We start from the raw sequence: 22,671 nt of genomic DNA, 5'->3' as shown, positions 1-22,671 counted from the left end.
TAGCAAAATTCAGAATTGTTTGAGTGCCTGGCACCCATATGATAAAAGACAACAAGAATGATTTTCTCGTTGTCTTTTGTCGATATTCTGATCCTAGCTACCCTATAGCAAGTAGCTAGGTCAAAGATTATATTATACGATGAATTTTTCTGCTTCGATTAGTTTAACTGAAGCTTCACGCTTTTTAGCAATTAGGTTATAAGGATTGTTACGAGTCAGTTTACGTAATGCTGACAATGTCATACGTGCAGTATCTCCATCTGCTGAAGCAAGAATTGTATCCTTTGCCTCTTTCTCAATTTCTGCAAATGCTTCTTGGCAGAAGATTTGTGTGTAAAGTAGTTTTTGATGTGATTTTTCTGCACCTTCACGCGCAATTGCCTTTTCTGTACGTAAAACAGCAGACTCCATAGCGAATAATTGGTTGGCGATATTGGCAATGTTCACTAATACCTCTTGTTCTTGGTCAAGCTTCGCTCCATAGCGTTGCGCTGCCATACCAGCTGCTAACACAGCAATTTTCTTAGCATTTTTCACAAGGTATTTTTCTTGTGCTAGTGGCTCTGTGCCTACATCTTCAGGCATTAGCATAAGAAGTTCTTGTTGTAAGTTTTGTGCGACCTGTAATAATGGCAATTCGCCTTTTAATGCTTTTTTCATAAATGTACCTGGTACAATCATGCGGTTAATTTCATTTGTACCTTCGAAAATACGGTTAATTCGGGAATCGCGATAAATACGCTCCACTTCATACTCTGCCATAAAGCCATAACCACCATGTAATTGCACCGCTTCATCTGCAATATAATCCAATGTTTCCGAACCAAACACTTTTGCAATCGAACATTCAATTGCATATTCAGCAATTGCATTTGCAATAACTTTACCTTGTTTTTGTTCTTCAGGGCTTAGTTGGCTTAAACGATCTTCAAATAAACCGACCGTACGATAATTTAATGACTCAGACGCATATAATTGAGACGCCATTGTCGATAGTTTTTCTTTCGTTAAGTTGAAATCTGAAAGCTTCGTTTTAAATTGTTGACGTTGGTTTGTATATTGAATAGCTAGCTCTAAAGCACGTTTTGAGCCACCGATTGTTCCTACACCTAATTTATAACGACCGATATTTAAAATGTTAAACGCAATTACGTGTCCACGACCTACTTCACCTAGTAGATTTTCTACCGGGACTTCTGCATCCTCAAGCACTAATGTACGAGTTGAAGAAGATTTGATACCCATTTTCTTTTCTTCTGGACCTACAGAAACACCATTATAGGCACGTTCCACGATGAATGCTGAAAATTTATCGCCATCGATTTTTGCGTACACAACAAAGACATCGGCAAAACCAGCGTTAGTAATCCATTGTTTTTCACCGTTTAATACATAATGAGTACCAGCAGCATTTAGCTTTGCAGTCGTTTTGGCACCTAAAGCATCCGAACCTGACCCCGGCTCTGTTAATGCGTAAGCTGCAATTAATTCACCAGAAGCAAGCTTCGGTAAATACTTTTGCTTTTGATCTTCGTTCCCGAATAACACGATAGGCAATGAACCAATCCCTACATGTGCACCATGTGTAATCGAGAAGCCTCCAGCTACTGACATTTTTTCAGCGATTAATGCAGAAGATACTTTATCTAAACCAAGACCTTCGTATTCTTCTGGTACATCTGCAGCTAATAAACCAAGTTCACCAGCACTTTTCAGTAGACGTACTGAATGCTCGAACTCATGATGCTCTAAGTTTTCAACTACAGGTAATACCTCATTAGCAACATACTCTTCAGTTGTTTTGGCAATCATTTTATGCTCATCTGTAAAATCTTCTGGTGTAAATACGCGATCCAATGCCACGTCCTCAATGATAAATCCGCCGCCTTTAATGATATCTGTTGTTTTTTCTGTCATGTTAAATTCCTCCTTATTTTTAGGTGCCAGGCACTCACACAATTCACAATTCTCAAATAATTTCACATAACTTATAAAATCTCAAATACTCCAGCAGCGCCCATACCACCGCCGATACACATCGTAACAACACCATATTTTTTACCTTGTCGTTTCAGCTCATGAATTAGCTTCAACGTTAAAATCGCACCTGTTGCGCCAAGTGGATGTCCTAAAGCAATTGCTCCACCATTCACGTTGACTTTCTCTTGGTCGATGCCTAAATGACGAACAACCTGTAATGACTGTGAGGCAAATGCTTCGTTAATTTCCCACAAATCAATATCTTGAATTGATAAACCTGCAATTTCAAGTGCTTTGGGAACTGCTACGATTGGACCGATACCCATTACTTCAGGTGGAACTCCGCCAACCGCAAAGCCTAAAAACTTAGCCATCGGTGTCATTCCTTGCTTTTCGGCTTCCTCACGATCCATTACTAGAACTGCAGCAGCGCCATCAGAAGTTTGAGAAGCGTTACCTGCTGTAACACTTCCTTTTACATGGAATGCAGGACGAAGTTTAGCTAAACCTTCAACTGATGTGCCTGGACGAACGCCCTCATCAACACTGAAGGTAAATTTTTTTACCTGTAGTTTATTATTGTTATCCACATAATGTTGTTCCACCTCAATCGGAACAATCTCATCATTGAATTTACCTTCTTTAATTGCTTTTTCTGCAAGCATATGTGATCGTACAGCAAATGCATCTTGATCTTCACGACTAACATTGTACTGACGTGCTACTTCCTCTGCTGTATGCCCCATCCCCATATAGTATTGTGGTGCAGTTTCAGCTAATGTTGGATTTAAGCGTGGTGTATTTCCTACCATTGGCACCATACTCATCGATTCAACACCGCCAGCAAGAATGGCCTTTGAATGACCAAGCATAATACGTTCAGCTGCATATGCTATTGCCTGTAAACCCGATGAACAAAATCGATTAATTGTCAGTGCAGGTGTAGTATCTGGCAGCCCTGCAAGCGCTCCAATACTACGAGCTACATTCATCCCTTGCTCTGCTTCTGGCATTGCGCAGCCTAAAATTAAGTCATCGACAGGACCTTCATAGCCCGCTCTCTTTAATGTTTCTTTGACAACTGCTGCCCCAAAATCATCCGGTCTTACTGTTGCTAATGAACCTTTTTTCGCTTTTCCAATAGGAGTTCGTGCTCCTGCTACAATAACGGCTTCACGCATCGTCTAAATCCCCCTTTGTTTCATGTGCAAACATTTTAGTCTAGTTAGTTACGAAGTGGTTTTCCTTTTAATAACATGTGTTGCATTCTTTGTTGAGATAGCGGGTCTGCCACTAAGCTTAGGAATGCTTCACGCTCTAAGTTTAATAGGTATTGCTCATCTACTAATGTGCCATATGGAACTTTTCCACCTGCAATTACATACGCTAACTTCTTAGCAATTTTTAAATCATGTTCACTAATGAAACCTGATTCAAACATGCCTTGAGCACCGATTAGTAACGTACCGTAGCCCGATGCACCGACAACAGGTACCTTTGTTGGCACTGGTGGTTGGTAACCTGCATCATAAAGTGCCAAAGCAGCTTGCTTTGCATCATAAATTTGGTGATCTGCATTGACTGAAATACCATCTGCAAAATCTAGGAAGTTATTATCGCGCGCTTCCTCACCTGAAGTTGAAACTTTAGCCATCGCAATTGTTTCGAATACTTTATTAGCAATATTTTGATAGTCTACCTCAACGCCATTTGGTAAACCTTTCAAGAACTTTTGGTAAAGCGCTTTATTACCGCCACCACCTGGAATTAAACCAACACCGACTTCTACTAAGCCCATATAAGTTTCCATCGTCGCTTGGATATGTGCAGCAGGTAAGCATACTTCTGCACCCCCACCTAGCGTCATCGAAAACGGTGCTGCCACAACAGGTTTGTTAGAATATTTTATTTTTTGCATAGCATCTTGGAATGCTTTAATGACAAAGTCTAGTTCAAAAATGTTATCATCCTGTGCTTCTACTAAAATCATTCCTAAGTTAGCACCAACACAGAAGTTTTTACCTTGGTTTCCGATTACCAAGCCTTTATAATTTGCTTCCACTTCATCTATTGCGTAGTTAATCATTTGAATAATATCTAAACCGATAGCATTTGATTGGGAATGGAACTCAAGTAGTGCAATTCCGTCACCTAAATCTATTAAGCTAGCACCTGTATTAGACTTAATAACGCCATGTTTCTTTTTATAGCGTTTTAAGTTAATTTCTTTTTCATTAACAGGGACTTTTACGTATTGCGACCCATTATAATACGCTACGTCACCTTCAAGCTCTGAATAGAATGTAGTAAAGCCCTTCTCTAGCATATCTTTGACAAATACAGGGATCTCGCGACCTTCCGCTTCCATTTTGGCAACGGATTCTGCAACACCGATGGCATCCCATATTTCAAATGGTCCTTGTTGCCAGCCGAAGCCCCATTTCATTGCATTATCTATTGCCACAATATCATCAGCAATTTCACCATGTAGCTGTGCAGAGTAAATTAATGTAGGTGCAAAAATCCCCCATAACAGCTCACCTGTACGATCTTTAGCATATGTTAATGCCTTAACTTTATTAGCTAACCCTCGCGTTTGTTTCGCCATTTCAATTGAAGGTGTTTGTAATTTTTTTGCAGGGCTATATGCTAATGTGTTTGGATCAATTTCTAAAATTTCCTTTCCTTGCTTCAGGAAGAATCCTTGCCCAGACTTAGCACCTAGCCAGCCGTTTGTAACCATTTTTTGCAAAAACTCCGGTACTGCAAATACTTGCTGTTCATCTCCTGACGTTTGGTCATATACGTTTTTTGCCACATGGATAAAAGTATCTAAGCCAACGACATCTAACGTACGGAAAGTAGCAGATTTTGGACGACCGATAAGTGGACCTGTCACTGAATCTACTTCGCCAACAGAATAGCCGCCTTTCATCATTTCCAGTAAAGTAACGAGCAGGCCATATGTGCCTATGCGATTGGCAATAAAGTTCGGTGTATCTTTTGCTAGTACGACCCCTTTGCCAAGAATGTCCTCACCAAATTTTTTCATAAAGTCTACAACTTCCGGTGCAGTTGTCGTTGCAGGAATTACTTCAAGTAATTTTAAATAGCGCGGCGGATTGAAGAAATGCGTCCCTAAAAAATGTTTTTGGAAATCTTCTGAACGCCCTTCCACCATTGCATTAATACTAATGCCTGATGTATTAGAACTAATAATTGTACCTGCTGTACGTACAGCATCAATTTTTTCATATAAACTTTGTTTAATTGCTAGATTTTCAACAACAACTTCAATTACCCAATCTACATCTTTTAGTTTGTCTAAATCGTCTTCAAAGTTCCCCACCGTTAGTAGCGATAAATTTTTCTTAGAAGTAAGTGGTGCTGGCTTTTGCTTTACTAACTTTTGAAGAGCACTATTCACAAAGCGATTTCTTACAGCTGGATGCTCTAAAGTTAAACCCTTTGCTTCCTCCTCTTTCGTTAGTTCTTTCGGTGCAATGTCTAATAATAATGTTGGAATACCGATGTTTGCTAAATGTGCTGCAATTCCAGAACCCATTACTCCAGAACCTAGAACAGCCGCTTTTTTAATGTTATAAGTCACAAGCAATTCCCCCTTATTCTCCCATTGAATGAATAGCCATTCATTTTTTGGCCAAAAAAAATCAAAATTTCGCTTTGGCATTTTTTGCTTAGATTTTGACATTCACGTTGACCTTTTACAATGTATGCTAGCTAGTCGCAATCACTTACATTGTCGCAGATTTTTAGCTAAAAGATTTTAACTGATGTCATTTCATAATCTGTGACAAGCGCCAGAGACTTATCTTCAGTCAGTTGATATGCAACTCAAATCAGCACGAGAAAAGTCTTCCACTGAATGAAAATAAAACTACTTTTTCTGTTTTTAGTGTAGATTATTTTGTCTAAATTAGCAATCTTTTTTCTTCATTTATTTTTACAATATACAACTTTTTTTGTTTTTTACGAGCGAAAATAGGACAATAAGTAGAGTCTACATATCCCAAACAGATAACTTTCAGGATGAAGAGAAAATGTGTAAAATGGTTAGCAAGGAGAGTGAAATACTAATGAAAACAATAACTACTGCAGAACAATTTAATGAGCTTATCTCTGGTGAGCAAAAAGTACTTGTGAAATTTTATGCTGGATGGTGTCCTGATTGCACACGCATGAATATGTTTATCGATCCAATTATTGAAGAGTACAACCAATTTGATTGGTACGAGCTTAACCGCGACGAACTTCCTGAAATCGCAGATAAATACGATGTAATGGGTATTCCAAGCTTATTAATTTTCCAAAACGGTGAAAAATTAGCACACTTACATAGTGCTAACGCTAAAACACCTCAGCAAGTTACTGAGTTTTTAGCAGCTCAACAATAAATCTAGGAAAAAAAGTAATGTTGCTGGGACATAACTCTTAAATTTACAAAATGGGCAATGGTTTTCGTAAATTGTTGCCATAGATAGTACTGGTTGATAGTAGCGAAGGCGGTGACTCCAGTGGAAACAGGACAAAATGTAAGACGCAACAAACCACGCGATAGCGAGGTATGCGGCCTTGCGGTGTGTCCGCGGAAAGCGTCAGCCGTAGCGAACATCAACTGTCTCAGCAAAAAAGTGTTAGATTGTTTGCAAACAATCTAACACTTTTTCTCTTTTGTCCCAGCCTATTCATAATATAAAGAAGGATTCCACGTAATTATGTGTGAAAGCGCATAAGACTTACATTTAAACAGTTCTTTTTCGAAGGGAGATTTTTATGAAACAGTATTTGCCGATACAAGGAATATCACAATACGAAGCATTCATTGCAACTAAATATCGTAATTCTGCCTGTGGGCCAACAACAATCCATGTCATTCTGCACTACTATAGTCCGACAGCTCCATCGGTTAACGAACTTTATGAACTACTCGGCGGCACAAAGATTGGCTTGTTTAAATGGCGTTTAATTCATAACCTTCGGAAACTGTTACCGACATGGGAAATACGCAACTGTACGTTAAAAGAGGCGCTGCAGGAGATAGATGCAGGACGTCCCGTTGCAATGCGCTTTGACCGTTATTTTAGCTTGCAATGGTTTAATAAAAAATCTACCTTTGTCTATCATTGGGTACCACTCATTGGCTATGAGGTGCAAGACGGTGAGCTATTGTTAATTTTCCATGATAATGGTGGCAAAAATCGTGCCAGCCAAATCCGTACTGCTCTATTTCAAAGTAATGAAAAAGTGTTAAGCTTCGTTAAAATAGCACCTAAATAAGGGAATACAATGAACGTGCCTGCTTTGCAATAAGTGTAAAGCCACGTTCTTCTATCGCTTTAAATGTCTGTTGCTCATAGTTTGGCACTACTAATTGAGCAATATCTGCTTCTATCGGTACATTCGTTTGAATTGTTGCTAGTTCGTGTGATAACTTCAGCATGTCAAGATTGTCTTTGATTTTCGTACGTTGACCAGGCTTTAATTCCTCTAAGGAAGAAATAACATTGTCGATAGAGCCGTACATTTGAATAAGGTTCAGCGCCTGTTTTGGACCAATCCCTTTAACGCCCGGATAGCCATCACTTGTATCACCCATAAAAGCCTTTACTTGTGCAAATTGAATCGGTTCTATCCCATATTCTTCTTTAAAACGAGAATGTGTATAAAGATCATACTCTGTATAACCTTTTTTCGTAAATGCTATTTGCGTTGTAGGCGTCAACAGTTGCAATAAATCCTTATCCCCACTAATAACCGTAATATCGGCTTCATCTTGCCATTTGGTAATCATTGAGCCGATTAAATCATCCGCCTCCATACCGACAACGCCGAAATTTTGCCACCCAATATGTTGAGATAAGTTTTTAGCCATATCAAATTGAGGAAGCATTTCCTCTGGCGGTGCTGGGCGATTTGCCTTATAGCCATCATATAATTCATTGCGGAATGTTTGTGAACCCATATCCCAGCAAATAGCTAAATGTGTTGGTTGCATAATAGATTGTGCCGTCAACACATGGCGGACAAACCCTTGCGCACCATTAGAAGGTGTGCCATCCTCTAAGCGAATAAAATGCCCCATTGCAGCTGAGGCAAAAAAGGAACGAAATAACAATGCCATACCATCTACAATAAGCAATTTTGGTTTTGTAGTCATGATGAAAAATCCTCTCTAATCTATTATTCTAGCGTTTAGACATTATCTAAAGAATAATAAGCATTTTTCTATTATAGCAAACTATCGCATTAATTTAAGTGTATTTAAGTGTCAGGCACTCAAACAATTTAGATGTGTCCACGGAAAGCGCCCGTCCGTAGCGGAAATCAACGTCAATATTCTTCTTTATGCAAATAACAGACTATGGGGTAACCCCATAGTCTGCTTTTTCTTTTCTTGATATACGATTGTGGTGATCCAATTGAATGCCAGTTAGCCATTGTAAAAATGCTGTAACGCCCGTTTTTACTGTTTCTATACGAAGTTCATTTTGTTTTGGATCAGCGTAAATAAAATCAATATGACGTACGCCCTCATTTTCGCCAATAAGCTTTAAAATATCAAATAATTCATAGGCTGTTAACCCACCAGGTGTGGCCGCAGGTACATCAGGTGCAAATGTAATATCCAGTGCATCTAAATCAACAGACACATAAATTCTGTCTACTTCATGCATAAGCTGACGCAGCATTTCACGGATAGTCAACTGTATACCGTCGCGTCGCATCTGCTTTAACGTAATCATATGCATTCCTTGCTCACGTGCATAATAAATCATTTCAGGCGAATTAAAAAAGCCATGCAAGCCGACATTATAAATATGCTTTCCCTCTACAACGCCTGATGCAATAAGTTGATGAATTGGCGAATTCATTGCTAATCCAATTTCTTCTTGATTTCTTGCATCTAAATGTGTATCAAGCTGAATAATGCCAATGCGATCTTTCGGAAAAGCATTTTTAATCCCTCTTAATGAACAAGCAGTAATCGCATGATCTCCACCAATAAGGCATGTGAAGCTTTTTTGATAGGCAATACTTAAGTTTTCCGCCGCCGCCTCTATTGCCGATTCCGAAAGCATTCGATTTTTCGAATCTATCGCTACGTCACCAATATCAACAATTGCTAATGAACGTAAATCAACTTGTTCGTCTAAATTATAAGATTGAAAACTGGACCATGCCTTACGAAAAGCATTAGGATACTGAGCTTTTTGTGATGGATCACTTGCATATGATAGTAATGCTCCATACACAATAATATCCACATCGTTTGCATGTGGATTTTGTTTTTGCTTAATCCACTGATGCATACCTGAGCCATTTTCTTGTTTCCATTGCCATTCAGGTTGAATAAACATCTTAACCTACCACCTTCACGCCTTTTTTCCAAACTTTTTTCACATGATTCACACCAAATATATAATGTAGCTTTTGATGATTATGAACATCCCATAGAACTAAATCAGCTTGCTTTCCTACTTCGATGGAGCCAACACGATCTTCAATTTGCAATGCACAAGCAGCATTATACGTAGCAGCACATAAGCTTTCTGCTGGTGTCATTTTCATTGTGATACATGCTAGGTTCATTACAAGAGGAAGCGAAATTGTTGGAGAGGATCCAGGATTACAATCAGTCGAAATGGCTACAGGCACACCTGCGTCAATTATGTCTCTAGCACGTGCAGGTTTTTCTCCTAAATACAATGCGGTCGCTGGTAATAAACATGCAATAACACCCGATTTAGCAAGCTCCTCTATACCTTCATCCGAAACTTTTAATAAATGCTCGGCAGAGATGGCCCCTACTTTTGCCGCAATATGTGCACCTTTATTTTCTTCAATTTCATCAGCATGTATTTTAGGGATGAGCCCTTGTGCCTTGCCAGCCAATAATATACGTTCGGATTGCTCCGGTGTAAAGACATCGACCTCACAAAATACATCAATAAATTTTGCCAGGTTTTCTTGAACAACTGCAGGAATCATTTCATCAATAACTAAATCAACAAACTGCTCTGGGTTCTCTCGATATTCTTCTGGTACTGCATGTGCTCCCATAAAGGTTGGTACGATGTCCATTGGGTGCTTTTTTTGCAAGCGCTGCATGACACGTAGTTGCTTTAGCTCATTTTCTAAATCTAATCCGTAGCCACTTTTACTTTCTAATGTTGTGACTCCATGCTGTAAAAATAAATCCAAGCGTCTCGTCGTTTGATTGAAAATATGTTCTTCTGTCAATGTGCGCATTTTTCGAGTTGTTGCATGAATGCCTCCCCCAGCATTCATAATGTCCATATAGCTCGCACCTTCTAAACGCATCTCAAATTCATGCTCGCGGCTTCCACCAAAAACAACATGTGTATGAGGATCAATCAATCCCGGTGTCACAATTTTTCCTGTTGCATCTACAATCTCCGCTTCCTCTGCACGGGGTAAATATTTAAGTATCATGTCACGAGTCGTACCAAGATCTTGAATAGTACCATCTTCAATCCAGACGCTTCCACCTTCAATAATCCCAAGCTCTCGCATTTCTTCACGTACACGAGGTCCCTTCTTGTCACTTGCAACTGTCACTAATTGAGAAATATTTTGAATCCAAATTGGCCTTTGTTGCTTTTCCATCATCCCTAACTCCCCTTTGTTATGTAGAAAGCTAATTCTTTCCTTCTGCTTGTTCTATATAGGGTAAACACCCTTAAATACTAATTTAACACTAAGTAACTTACATCTTCGTCACGCTCAAGTAATTTCCCTCTTATTCTCTTAAAAATTCTACAAAAGCAGAACCTCCATATAAGTAAAAGACGAATTCTAACAACCAAAATAAAAAGCAATAACACTCTATTCAGAAATGTTATTGCTTACATTACATAGCCTAGCTACCTCGTGCATGGAATAGCTCTGGAAATTATAATCCTTCTGTAATTCTTGATAATATTGCAAAAGCTCCTCGAGCATCGCCAAATTTTTATCAATATGTTTTCCAAAGTTATGCGGATGCCACCACAAATGATAAAAAGCCCCTTCCTTTGCAGCAGCAAGCATTCCTTCTTTAATTCGTTTTACCTTGAGGTGCTCAAATGCGCGCAACAAGCTACTATATGGTCTTAAAAATGCACTTGCTCGAACATTAATAAATGCATCCCCTTGCATCTCTTCCAGTCGTACCATATGATTGCCAGTTACATTAACATAGCTATCCAGCCATTTCATTACACCAAATGATAATCGATTTTTTTTAGTGAACTTTTTAGGATTGTATAAATCATGTAGTTCATTTCCTCTATAGCAAACAAATCCTACTTGCTGACAAATAGCTAAATAATTGTCATTCACTTGATTACGCGGAAAAACAATGGACTTCATCGGTTCAATATACCCGTCACATATCATGTTCATTGCTTGTAAATCCGCAAGAAAGTCCGTTTCTGTTTGTCCACTTTCTAAACAATAAAAATGGGAAAATGTATGACTACCAATTTCCTGATGGGGTGTTTGAATAATTTCTTCGATTAATGATTTACCAAAGTGTAAAAGATCTTCTTGCTCATTTTCCCCTACTTTCGCAAGCTGGGAATGTGCTGCATACCGCATTTGTTTATATTTCACTGGAATGCCTCGCAAGTAATGAGCCATCTCACCTTTAGATTCTGCAAATAATAATCCAACAGTAGCCCATGTCGCATGGATTTCATATTGCTTAAACAGCATCAGAATTTTAGGTAATGCCTGACGAACACCATATAAATTTTTATTATATTGCCCATGCCGAAATACATCATGGACACCCCAATTTAACTCAAAGTCCAGTGAAATCACTAAACCACCATGTTTTGCATTGATTGCTATTTTCTCCACTTTTGCACGCCCAATAACAACGCACTAATTTTCGATTGTGCGATGTAGCCTGAATATACGTTAACAACTTGTCCACCGAAGCTCAATTTAAATTGACGAATCGTTTCGACATCTGTTAGCTCGCCCATATCGTATAGTACAAATCCCTGCTGCTTTAAATACATTAAATTGTGCCATAACAAGAAACGATTCGCATAACGTAATGGACGCTTTAAATGGGCAGGCAATGATAAAGCATCACTTGTCGCTACATAATAGGACATCGCTTTTTGTGCATGTACAATATCCAATCGATAACACAATGTTTGTCCACACATACTACGTACTTCTGACAAAAACAAAGCGTTTTTTTGATTTAAAAGCATAATGGATTCCATCTGCGATTTAGTAATTTGTTCAATTTTTTTCCTTTTTGCAAAATCATTATAAAACTGTTGAAAAGCTCGTAAGTTCTCTTCAGAAGGCTCTTTATATAAAAATACTTGATAGGGCTCTTCCTGTGCGCGACGTAGCAGTTTTCGATTGTTTTTCGAAAGTGCTGTATACATCGAGCACTCATGATCAGTTAATAGAATATGAACCGCTTCACGTTTAACAAGCTTACGGCTCGGAACAAGTGAATGTGTGTGACAAACTAACTTCATTGACTTTCTAGTATTTGCTAGCTTTTCTGCAAAGTAAATATGCTGCATCGCGATATTCCATCGCTTACTTCTAATGGATAGAATGAACATCGCCCCCACTCTCTGTGTAATTTTCTACATGATTGCGCTCATAACGAGCACATTTAAAATGCTTCATTCGAGAAATACGTTTATAGCCTAATTGCTGCAATCGTTTTCGCTTACGCCATTGCCAAATGCTTGCTGTCATCCAAAGTGTTTCGTTTGGCTTTATTTTTTGAATAAATGCAGTAACAACACCTATCTCTTTATAGAAATCATAGCTCAAAAAGTAGGTTTGTTTAGGCAACGATTCAACGATTTGCAATGCATCCACACGTAAGTTTTTCGTATGTAATGCAAATGCAGGCTTCGTCGTCTGTGCAAAGGAATCTTTATAAATGGTATACCCCTTATAAAATAATGAAATAATCTTTTCCTGATCGAGTGACATTGCCTCTTGAATCGGCATTTCCTCAAACAACTCCCCTACTGGTTGTTGTGGAACGACTCGATCAGATGGGGATAACTCATACAAGTCCACTTGCTTAAAACGAACAAACTTTTCAACGAATTGTTGTCCATATTCTAGCCAATCTTTCACTTTTCCATACTTTACTAAATAGCGCATTTCACCAAGAGTATGACGTTTCCATCCAACGAAACGCTGACTACTTTTTAGCATTTCCATTAAACGTTCCTTCAGTACAATCCAACCAAGCAATACCTTTGCACGTTTTGTCTTACTACTTGCAACAATACGTCTCGTAAAATCGATGCCAGAGCGCCAATCAAATTTATAAGCCTCATAACCAATACTCATATCAAACATACGATAATTTTCTGAAAAAGTGCGCTTTATCGTAGTTTGATTAAGTAAACGACCAATCCCAAAAATATTGAAGTTCGGCTCATGTCCGAGTGCGTAAGTGACATAGCGTCCTCGACAGCAAATACCATAGTTAAAGGCTAGCCATTGATCTTCAAAAACAAGTGCGTCTACTTCTACTTGCATCGCTTCCCCTTTAAGGTGGAAAATGCGTTCAAAAAATTCCTTTTTCTTTCCTTTTGTAAAACCACTCGTATCCATCTTCTTTGCCCCACGTCGATCAAATAATCTAAACATTTGCCAAAGATTTTCTTGTTCAGGTGTTTTTGTACGTAAAGCTCCTAAGTTACGCAGCTTTTTTTCTCTTCTATCTATACCATGCATTTTTCTACGGTTATTGAAATGGCTATTGAAGTCGACGTCTTGAAAGGCAAGATATGGTGTTACTACTCGAAAAATATGTGGCGGTAATTGCCTTTCAACGAAATATTGCTCAATTGCTTTCGAGGACTCTTTACTTTCAAGTAATCCATGAAATGAAAATAGTACATGACGATGCTTTTTCATAAGCTCATCAAATACAAATGTTATAGCAGGTAATTGCCATTTTTTTCTTGCGATAACACCCGAATAATTCGCGATATTTTCACCTGTAAAGGCATATAGACGAACACCCCAAAGCATTCGTACCGTAAATGGCAAAAATGCAATAATATCCTCATCCTTTTGCACAGCATATAACTCGATACGCTCTTTTCTTCCAATAGTAATCCACCAGTTATAAAACCATGCATATTCAATAAACGGATTATCATTGTGTTCATTCGCTAATATCTCATCCCAAATCCCCTTATAATACACAAGTTCATCTTCTGTTCTAATGCGAATTAATTGCAATTTAATCACCCTTTTTTTCAAACTTTGAAATTGCCTGTTCATAGATTGATAATGTTTTTTGATACATAGGAATAAACGTAAAATCACGTAAAAAACGTCGTTCACTTACATCGCCCATTTTTTCGCATAGCGTTTCATCCGTTAAAAGCTGTCTAAGCCTTTTTTTCAGTAGGCCTGGATCGTCACGAGCGATTAAAAATCCATTTTCTTTATCAGTCACTAACTCATTGACTCCACCAACATTCGTGGCAATGATAGGAAGTCCTGCTCTCATCGCTTCAATAATTGAAATGGGTAAACCCTCCCAGTCTGATAACAGTGCAAAAATATGACTCTGAGCAAGCCATTTTGTGACATCTAATTGATTGCCTAAAAACGTAACTCGCTCTGAAAAACCTTTGTCTTTAACATAACTTTCTAATTGGGGACGCAAAGATCCATCACCAATAAATTGAAGGTGCCAAGGTATATCCGATAACTCCATCAAAGCCTCCAACAGTAAATCCTGCCTTTTTGGCACCTCAAAGCGAGCAACCATAACAATTTGCGGATGCTCATTTTTCACTCTATTTGGTGCTATTTGCGTTGCTAATTGTTCAATGCCATTATGAACCGTCTGCATTTTATGAGCAGGTGCAATGCCTCTTGTTAATGCCAACTTACGATCATAATCAGAAACGGTGATGATTTTAGTTGTTAGTGGCTGGACCGTTTTTTCAAGTTGGCGATACATCAGTTGCTTTTTTTGTGGCACCCCTTCTGTAAAACTCCAGCTATGTGCGGTAAAAATCGTCGGGATGCGCAAAAGGCCACCGACAATACGTCCAATTGCCCCTGCCTTAGAAGAGTGTGTAGCAATGACATCAGGCTGTATTTTTTTAAAAGTAGCTCGTAATTGCCAAAGTGCTTGGATATCTTTTGTTAGATGAATTGCCCGCTGCATGGCAGGGATACTGATTACATCAATTTGCTCATCTTGTAAACGCCATAATGAAGCATCATAATAACCTGTAACAATCGTAACTTTATGGGCATCTTGCTTTAACTTTATAGCAAGTGCCTCCACATGTTTTTGAGCGCCTCCTACTTTATCCATACGTGTTATTAGTTGAACAATCTTCAGCATCCTTCACCTCTTGCTCTTTTAGTAAGCTCCTGTTCTAGCTAGAACGACGAAAAAGGTTTTCATAACAATTTTTAAATCCATCCAAAACGTTATGTTTTCCACATAATGAATGTCATAGGAGACTTTTTGACCATGCGAAATATTAGATCGTCCGTTAATTTGTGCAAGCCCTGTTAAACCTGGTTTTACTTCCAAACGGCGTGCCTGTAATGCACTGTAACTATTCGTAATTGTCGGTACTTCGGGCCTTGGTCCAACAATACTCATTTCTCCCTTTAATACGTTTAAAAGCTGCGGAATTTCATCGATGCTTAACTTACGTAGTATTGCTCCTATCTTTGTAATGCGCGTATCTTGGTCAGTTTTGAAATAGTAATCATCTGGAATACCTTCTGTACATATAGCAGGCATGTTGACAGGTGTTGCCTGAATAGCCATTGTTCTTAATTTCCAAATGATAAAACGTTGATGTTCGTAACCAGTTCGAATTTGTTTGAAAAAAATGGGGCGTCCTGTAGTAACGAATAATAGGAGGAGTACACCTAACATAAGAGGAATTGTAATAATTATTAAAATAAATGCCCCAATTATATCAAAAATCCGTTTACCATACTGACCGTAAAATGTGATTGTCTCAGCTGTCTGTACGTGCAATACATCATCCTTTACATTTTTTTAGTGCTTAACTTTATATATTCATTTCGCCCATTTATAGAACTATTTCAGACAAAGCAAATACTCTGTAAATATGACAAAAGGAATTACACCAGAAAAACTTTTGGCATAATTCCTTTAATAATCAAGCGATTAAGTTAATTACTGACAATCAGACGCCTGCTCAATTTGAAGGTGACATTCGATTTGAACATTTCCCTTTAATGCTTTACTAATCATACACGTTTGTTCTGCTTTTTGAGCTAACCGATTAATAAGATTCTCTTCACGTTCAGGTAGATGCGGTACTTTTACATTTGGTTTATGGACAATTCTCTCATATGTAAAAACACCCTCCGTTACATCTACAAACCCTTCTGACTCCATCGACAATGCCTCTACTGGTATTTTGGCGTTTTCCAGTAATGCTGCAAATGTAATTAAATAACAAGTTGCTGAAGCACCTAATAACATTTCATCTGGATTTGTTCCTATTCCTGGTCCATTCATTTCCCGAGGAATAGATACGATTGTATTCAAATTAGTTGACGTTAAGTTCCCTGTACCATTTCTTCCTTGCGACCATGATAAATTCATACCAAACTTGTGCTGCATTTAAAATGCTCCTCTTAATTTTATTTTCCATTACTTGGAATTAATATTTTAAATTATAATAAACTGTCGAAAATGCCCATCCAGCCATATGAATTAGTAAAAGGATTCCTAAAGCCTGAGCGGTAGATAACTGAACACCAGCTATCAGCAATAGAAATAGAACATAAATGGAGATAACCGTTATTTTCCACCCATTCGCTAGTGAGCTTACTGTAATTTTTTCATATCTTTCATCGAGCCCATTTTTACGTGCTGCCATCCTACGTCCCCACCAAAGTCCAAAAAGACCTCCTGAAATGCCAAGCACTATACCAAGAAATCCTAACATTTGTTCCAAACTCATATTCAATCACTACCTTTCTCAAAAATAAATACTTCTTCAATACTTAGTTGAAATGATTTTGCGATTTTATACGCAAGCTCTAAAGATGGATTGTAACGACCATTCTCTATAGAAATAATTGTCTGCCTTGAAACTCCTAGTTTCTCGGATAGCTGTTCTTGTGTCCAACCAAATGATGCTCTTAGTTCTTTAATACGTTGTTCCATTTTTCACCACCCCGATGTAAAGCAACTTTTACGTAAAGTGTACTTTACTATTTTTTATTTGTAAAGCATACTTTACATTTTTTCTCGAATTTTCGGAAAATAACACAATAACTTCCTCGCTTTGTATAACAACAACCATCGAAAAACAGGGAGACTTATTTTATGGTAAAATAGAAAAAACAATTATTTAGGAGATTTAGTAATGACTTTAACAAAACAACAAGCACTACAAGCACTTAATAAAAACAAATTTATCGGTTTTACGATTTCAACAGGAAATATTATTATGAAAAAGATTAATAAAACCGACTATAATATTTTCGTATATGAAGAAGGTAATGATAAACCAATGCATTATGTAGGTTCCATTATGAATGTAATGGTGACAATGAGTGATAAAGCTTCAAATAAGGATTTTATTATCGTTGAGCAACTTCCTGAGGAAAATAAAACTGAAACTCCTGTTAATGTGGCTAATGAACAAAATTCTGTTAAAAAGGCTGTTATAAAAACGACTAGCTTGGAAGAACAAAGCCGTGCAATCGCAGGCTATGAAGAACTCTATGAAATAACTGAGAGCGGACGCATTATTACAGTGCGCGAAAATCGTGCATTAGCTCGTTGCAATGATGAATATGGTTTTCATATTGTCCGTTTAACAAAAGATGGCACAGCATCAAACCATAATGTATTCGAACTATGGAAGCAGGCATTCCCCGAGCTTGAACAAACAAACTTTAAAGGTGCCTTAAAAGCGAAATATGGCACAGGCTGTAAGCTAATTGACAAGCCAGGCATTCACTTTTAACAAGAGCATATACAGCTCCGATACAAGCAAGTAAAAAATCCTCAGCGCCTATAAAAAGACGCTAAGGATTTTTTGTTATATTAGGAAGGAAAGTAGTGCTAGGTGCCAGCTATGTTCTGATTGCTGTCCTTGCTTTAAAAAAAATTTCACCCATTTCTTTTCTTGACGATGTACTTTTTTCCACTTTAACAGTTGATTTACCCATACACGTTCTACCCTTCGAAAACCTAATGCATTCAACGTCCTACGTTTTCGCCACTCAAACCAATTAGCCGATGTACAAATTGCACGCCCTTCTCGTTGCACTTCATTTACAATAATTTGGAGTTTAGGTAGTGCATAATTTTTTATATATGTAGTATTTGGTGGCAATTCCTGCATAAACCCATCCGCTTCCTCGTGGATAAATTTATCATGGCGCAAAAATGAAATCCCCTGTTTCTGTCCATAGAGCTTATAGCCTTTGAAATAATGAGCAAGGAGCTCAGTTCGCTGATCGTGGTCAAGCACCGATTGAATAGATATTTCCTGAAAGTTAGGTTTATTGTCGCACATTTTTTCATCTAAATAATAAATATTAAATACATGTCCATTAAAAACCTTGCATTTTAGCATCGAAAACCACTCATTCATATTGGCTTTTGTGAACAAGTATCTTAATTCTCCTAATGTATTACGTTTCCACTCTACAATCCTGCGATTTGTTTTCACCATGGCTAACATCGATTCTTGCAGCACCATTACATTACGAAGCGCTCGCTCCCTCATCCCTGTAGTACTCATAATAAATTTTCTTGTAAAATCTAAATGTGTATACCAGTCAAACTTATAAGGCTCATACCCAATACCAAAATCATATAGATGATAGTTCATACTATGTGCCTTGAGCATATTTTCCTTCTCAATTAAACGTCCAGGTCCAAACATATTGAAATCAGGTTCATGCCCCATAGCATGACAAAAATTTCTCCCTCTACAACAAATATCTAAAGTAAAGCCAATCCAAATATTTTCAAATTGCAAACTGTGAACTTTTAAACATAATGCTCCATTTTGCTGCTTTGCAAGCTGTTCAAAAAATGCCTTTGATCGTTCGTCCGTAAATCCACTCGTATCCATTTTTTTTTGCCATCTTCTTTCAAACAATCGAAACATGTTATTTAAACTTCCAGCATGTGCTTTTTGATAAGTTATTTTCCCAAGTTCCTTCAACCGCTTTTCTCGACGATTAATACTCTTAAATCTTCGCTTATGCTTCGCAAAAAAATCGGGTAATTCAATTGACTTAAAGTCTATATAAGGTGTGACAACACGAAAAACCGAATAGGGCAATTGATATGCTAGCGTATATTTTTCTAATATTTGAGATGTATCCTTACTTTCGAGTAAGCCATGTAATACGAAGATAACTCTTGAAAATTTATTTGTAAGTTCCTTTAATAAATAATGCACAGCCTGCTCTTTCCATCTTTTTTCGGCAATTACCTCCATATAAGAAGCAAGTCCTTGTCCTAAAAAGCTAAATTGGTGAATGCCACCAAATCTACTCGTACGAACTAACGGGAAAAACGCTATAGCTTCTCCATTATGCTCAACAATGTAAATTTCCACATTCACATCGTGCCCTACTACCATCCACCACGTCGAAATCCATTCATATTCTATAAATGGATTATCGTTTTTTTCACGTTCAAGTATTTCAGACCAAGTATCCTTATATGTCTCTAGCTCGTTAATCGTTGTCACGAGTCTATACTCTAGCACGTGTGTAGTCACTCCTTTTTCACTTTCAATAACAAAGCATTGCTTTCCATATAAAACCTAGTTATTGTTTTTAGCATTTCATTGTGCTGTCCTATTTCTTCACTCAGTAGCCACTATATTCAAAAACGAACAAAATTAGAACAATTGCACTTACCAATAGTCTGATTCTATTAGTAAAAATGCATTCTACTTGTACACTTCTCAAGTTTTTAACCAGACAAAAAAACCTCCATATCGAAAGAATAAGAAGGTTTTTTGTATCGTACAAATTAAGCTTCAATAAGAGCTGCTATTTCTTGTTTACTACTTTTCGCCATATGCGACGTTGCGATATAGCTCATCGTCATTCCTGGTCCAAGTGTAGCACCCGGTCCTGGATATGTTTCGCCCATTATCGAAGCGGAGCAATTACCAGACGCATACAATCCTTCAATTGGCGTTCCGTCCTTCTTTACAACCCTAGCATGTTCGTCTATAACGAGGCCCCCTTTCGTGCCAATATCACCTGGATATAACCGTAATGCATAATAAGGTGCATCCTTCAATTCAGCTAAATTTGGGTTTTTTAATGTAGGATCACCGTAATAGTTATCGTAAGCACTTTCCCCACGATTGTAATCATCATCGTGTCCATTACGTGCAAATGTATTAAAACGCGCGACCGTTTCAACTAAATTTTCTGATGGCACACCCATTTGACTTGCCAATTCCTCTATTGTTTTCCCACTTTTCACAATGTCATTGTCAAACCAGCTTTTTGGGAAAGCTTGTCCAGGGAACAAACCTGTAAATATATATCGACTCTTTGCAGTTGCATCAATAAGAATCCAAGAAGGTATTCCAGTATTCGTTTTTTTATGGTGTGCAAACATATTATCTACAAACTCATGATAAGGGGCAGCTTCATTTAAAAAACGATTGCCTAAATTGTCTACCACCATCATATTTGGTACGCCACGGTCTGCCACTAAGAAAAATGGATGTCCTTCTGGATCTAATACTGAAGGCGCCCCCCATACTTTATCCATTAAATCTAACGTTCCCCCAATTTTAACACTTGGTGCAATACAATCACCTGTTTGTCCTTCTGGAGTCGATGTCCATTTTGCATTGGTTGGGGAAGGCAAATATTTCTCTCGGTACGCTTGATTGTGTGAAAAGCCTCCAGATGAAAGCACTACACCTTGTTTGGCTTCAATCTGCATTTCTTGTCCATCCCGTTCTACGATTAAACCAATCACGCGATTATTTTTTACGATAAAATCTTTAAATGCCGTCGAAACCCATAACTCCCCATTCGCTTCTGCAAGTGACATACGTAAGCGTGCAATTAAAGATTGCCCTAACGCTACAGGCTCACTACCTGTTATTTTAGACTTCACTAAGCGCATCCCTAATTTTAATGCTGTTGTTTTTCCTTTCATTGTACGCCTTATCATATTTACCTTATGGAATTCATAGCTATTCATCGTGAAGCCTTTAGTCGACATAGTAGACCGGCGCATCGTATCAGCTAAAGTTCCCATCTTTTGCAAATCAAAAATAAGTGGCTCAATTGAGCGCCCTTGTGATAGGCCACCTGGTTTTTCAGGATAATAATCCGAATAGCCTGTAGCATATTGGAATCGCATGTGATTAGTATGATGGTTTAAAAACATTAACATTTCAGGTCCTTGCGTTATATAAGCCTCTTTTAATGCGGTTGGCACACGATCACCAATAGTTGAATCTAAGTACAAACGTGCTAGTTCATGCGTGTCAGGAACACCTGCACCTTTAATGACATGATTATTTGGAATCCATAGTGCTCCACCCGATAGGGCAGATGCTCCACCGTAACGATCAGTTTTTTCAATGACTAATGATTTCATCCCTTGCAACTTTGCTGTTAGTCCTGCTGTCAAACCTGCAGCGCCTGATCCTACTACTACTACATCATAACTCGCATCCCATTTCATACTTACATTCCTCACCTTCATTAGTAGTTGACTAAATCAATGAATCTAGTATTCCTATTCAAAAGTATAGAATTAAAGTAATATTCAGTCAATTGAATGTACCCTCTTTTTTCCAAATGATACTTTACGTATATAGTGACACTTCATTATCTTCTCTTTCCGATAAAAATCCATATAACAAGCACTGCACTATACAGTAAAGGCATATAAAATAAGCTTCCAGCATCTACCCCATTTTTCACAGCAATGCCGATAAATGCCCAAATAATAACTATTGGAAACAAAAAATCTACTTCAACATAGCGAATATAAATAGCAAGACATGTGGCAACAAAGAGCAACAAATTTGCCCACCATACATCAGATATATCAAAGCCATCCCACTGATAGTACGTCAGAACATAACTAATATTCGCCATTAAGGCAACACTAATCCAGCCCAAGTAAATCAAAAAAGGTAATCTCCCTGCAAAACGGGTATCCCCTTTCGGATAACTTCTATAAATAAAAATTAAACTGACTAGAAGTCCAATTATCATGACGATCGATAACGAAAAGTATTCATAATGCCAACATAAAAGCCAAGCAATATTATACAGACAAGTTGACGTAACAAGACTTATTATGGCAGTCTCTTGATCAGCTTTCTTACGGAATAAATGAATAACAAGCCATATTCCTAATACTATATAAATAACAAGCCATATAGAAAAAACATAGCCAGCTGGCATAAACAGCACCTGTAGTTGGTTAGATACTTCTCCTGTTGTTTTGCCATTAATACCTATTGTACTTGCTATTACATTAACAATAATCATTAATAAAAAGCTCAAAAGTGCAGCCCATTTCATAGCAATCCCCCCTTATAATCATAATTAAGCTACTATATAACTTATCAATTAATAAATATAACTACCCTATTTTAAAAAAATGAAATCTTTTTA

The 22,671-nt window shown here is 37.8% G+C and carries 20 protein-coding genes; 3 read left to right on the top strand and 17 right to left on the bottom strand.

The genetic code is table 11. The features are described from left to right. Positions 1-132: 132 nt before the first annotated feature. The 3 genes from ACIQXJ_RS16425 to ACIQXJ_RS16415 form a co-directional block, all read right to left on the bottom strand. Positions 133-1,917 (bottom strand): acyl-CoA dehydrogenase family protein, encoded by a 1,785-nt coding sequence (locus ACIQXJ_RS16425; protein WP_403055036.1) that lies wholly within the window; start codon positions 1,915-1,917, stop codon positions 133-135. A gap of 71 nt (positions 1,918-1,988) precedes the next feature. Continuing rightward, the gene (locus ACIQXJ_RS16420; protein WP_340822676.1) at positions 1,989-3,161 is read right to left on the bottom strand and encodes an acetyl-CoA C-acetyltransferase; all 1,173 of its coding nucleotides are present in this window, start codon (positions 3,159-3,161) and stop codon (positions 1,989-1,991) included. 44 nt (positions 3,162-3,205) lie between these two features. Continuing rightward, positions 3,206-5,590, bottom strand: a complete 2,385-nt coding sequence (locus tag ACIQXJ_RS16415) for a 3-hydroxyacyl-CoA dehydrogenase/enoyl-CoA hydratase family protein (RefSeq protein ID WP_403055038.1) — start codon at positions 5,588-5,590, stop codon at positions 3,206-3,208. Positions 5,591-6,050: 460 nt separating this feature from the next. Here ACIQXJ_RS16415 and ACIQXJ_RS16410 point away from each other — a divergent pair, with 460 nt between their 5' ends. Both ACIQXJ_RS16410 and ACIQXJ_RS16405 read left to right on the top strand, forming a co-directional pair. Next, positions 6,051-6,395, top strand: coding sequence for a thioredoxin family protein (locus ACIQXJ_RS16410; protein ID WP_401012940.1), 345 nt, complete (start codon positions 6,051-6,053; stop codon positions 6,393-6,395). A 379-nt stretch (positions 6,396-6,774) separates the two neighbouring features. After that, on the top strand, positions 6,775-7,278 hold the full coding sequence (locus tag ACIQXJ_RS16405; protein ID WP_403055040.1) for a C39 family peptidase: 504 nt from the start codon (positions 6,775-6,777) through the stop codon (positions 7,276-7,278). On the opposite strand, the gene ACIQXJ_RS16400 is transcribed toward ACIQXJ_RS16405, so the two are convergent. The 11 genes from ACIQXJ_RS16400 to ACIQXJ_RS16350 all read right to left on the bottom strand — a co-directional run bounded on the left by ACIQXJ_RS16400 (position 7,271) and on the right by ACIQXJ_RS16350 (position 17,197). Beyond that, entirely contained in the window at positions 7,271-8,158 is an 888-nt protein-coding gene (locus ACIQXJ_RS16400) for a 5'-3' exonuclease (RefSeq protein WP_401012728.1), read from the bottom strand. The two genes, ACIQXJ_RS16405 and ACIQXJ_RS16400, sit on opposite strands and share 8 nt — an antisense overlap. A gap of 202 nt (positions 8,159-8,360) precedes the next feature. After that, positions 8,361-9,359, bottom strand: a complete 999-nt coding sequence (locus ACIQXJ_RS16395; RefSeq protein WP_403055042.1) for an agmatinase family protein — start codon at positions 9,357-9,359, stop codon at positions 8,361-8,363. A gap of 1 nt (position 9,360) precedes the next feature. Next, a complete protein-coding gene (gene hutI / locus ACIQXJ_RS16390) occupies positions 9,361-10,632 on the bottom strand; it encodes an imidazolonepropionase (protein ID WP_403055044.1) in 1,272 nt (423 codons plus the stop codon). Positions 10,633-10,848: 216 nt separating this feature from the next. After that, the gene (locus ACIQXJ_RS16385) at positions 10,849-11,865 is read right to left on the bottom strand and encodes a polysaccharide deacetylase family protein (RefSeq protein ID WP_403055046.1); all 1,017 of its coding nucleotides are present in this window, start codon (positions 11,863-11,865) and stop codon (positions 10,849-10,851) included. Continuing rightward, positions 11,853-12,599, bottom strand: a complete 747-nt coding sequence (locus tag ACIQXJ_RS16380) for a hypothetical protein (RefSeq protein WP_403055048.1) — start codon at positions 12,597-12,599, stop codon at positions 11,853-11,855. The genes ACIQXJ_RS16385 and ACIQXJ_RS16380 overlap by 13 nt, the downstream gene beginning before the upstream one ends. Then, the gene (locus ACIQXJ_RS16375; RefSeq protein WP_403080873.1) at positions 12,580-14,262 is read right to left on the bottom strand and encodes a GNAT family N-acetyltransferase; all 1,683 of its coding nucleotides are present in this window, start codon (positions 14,260-14,262) and stop codon (positions 12,580-12,582) included. The genes ACIQXJ_RS16380 and ACIQXJ_RS16375 overlap by 20 nt, the downstream gene beginning before the upstream one ends. Then, positions 14,255-15,379, bottom strand: a complete 1,125-nt coding sequence (locus ACIQXJ_RS16370; RefSeq protein WP_403055052.1) for a glycosyltransferase family 4 protein — start codon at positions 15,377-15,379, stop codon at positions 14,255-14,257. Before ACIQXJ_RS16370 ends, ACIQXJ_RS16375 begins: the two co-directional genes overlap by 8 nt. 18 nt (positions 15,380-15,397) lie before the next feature. Then, positions 15,398-16,033 (bottom strand): sugar transferase, encoded by a 636-nt coding sequence (locus ACIQXJ_RS16365; RefSeq protein WP_403055054.1) that lies wholly within the window; start codon positions 16,031-16,033, stop codon positions 15,398-15,400. A gap of 162 nt (positions 16,034-16,195) precedes the next feature. Next, positions 16,196-16,648 (bottom strand): SACOL1771 family peroxiredoxin, encoded by a 453-nt coding sequence (locus tag ACIQXJ_RS16360; RefSeq protein ID WP_403055056.1) that lies wholly within the window; start codon positions 16,646-16,648, stop codon positions 16,196-16,198. Between the two features lie 40 nt (positions 16,649-16,688). Then, on the bottom strand, positions 16,689-16,991 hold the full coding sequence (locus tag ACIQXJ_RS16355) for a hypothetical protein (RefSeq protein ID WP_401012746.1): 303 nt from the start codon (positions 16,989-16,991) through the stop codon (positions 16,689-16,691). A gap of 2 nt (positions 16,992-16,993) precedes the next feature. Further along, positions 16,994-17,197 (bottom strand): helix-turn-helix transcriptional regulator, encoded by a 204-nt coding sequence (locus tag ACIQXJ_RS16350; protein WP_340822660.1) that lies wholly within the window; start codon positions 17,195-17,197, stop codon positions 16,994-16,996. 202 nt (positions 17,198-17,399) lie between these two features. On the opposite strand from ACIQXJ_RS16350, the gene ACIQXJ_RS16345 reads away from it, so the two are divergent. Further along, the gene (locus ACIQXJ_RS16345) at positions 17,400-18,005 is read left to right on the top strand and encodes an NUMOD4 domain-containing protein (protein ID WP_403055058.1); all 606 of its coding nucleotides are present in this window, start codon (positions 17,400-17,402) and stop codon (positions 18,003-18,005) included. Positions 18,006-18,080: 75 nt separating this feature from the next. Here the strand turns inward: ACIQXJ_RS16345 and ACIQXJ_RS16340 are convergent, their stop codons facing one another. From ACIQXJ_RS16340 to ACIQXJ_RS16330, 3 genes are all read right to left on the bottom strand, one after another. After that, positions 18,081-19,769: a GNAT family N-acetyltransferase gene (locus ACIQXJ_RS16340; protein WP_403055060.1), complete on the bottom strand. Its 1,689-nt coding sequence runs from the start codon at positions 19,767-19,769 to the stop codon at positions 18,081-18,083. A gap of 269 nt (positions 19,770-20,038) precedes the next feature. After that, positions 20,039-21,727: an FAD-dependent oxidoreductase gene (locus tag ACIQXJ_RS16335; RefSeq protein WP_403055062.1), complete on the bottom strand. Its 1,689-nt coding sequence runs from the start codon at positions 21,725-21,727 to the stop codon at positions 20,039-20,041. Positions 21,728-21,873: 146 nt separating this feature from the next. Next, entirely contained in the window at positions 21,874-22,578 is a 705-nt protein-coding gene (locus ACIQXJ_RS16330; RefSeq protein WP_403055064.1) for a tryptophan-rich sensory protein, read from the bottom strand. Positions 22,579-22,671: the final 93 nt, after the last annotated feature.

The sequence above is a fragment of the Lysinibacillus sp. NPDC097868 genome (genome assembly GCF_044761135.1).
GTDB lineage: Bacteria > Bacillota > Bacilli > Bacillales_A > Planococcaceae > Lysinibacillus.
This window is presented reverse-complemented; position numbering and strand designations above follow the sequence as displayed.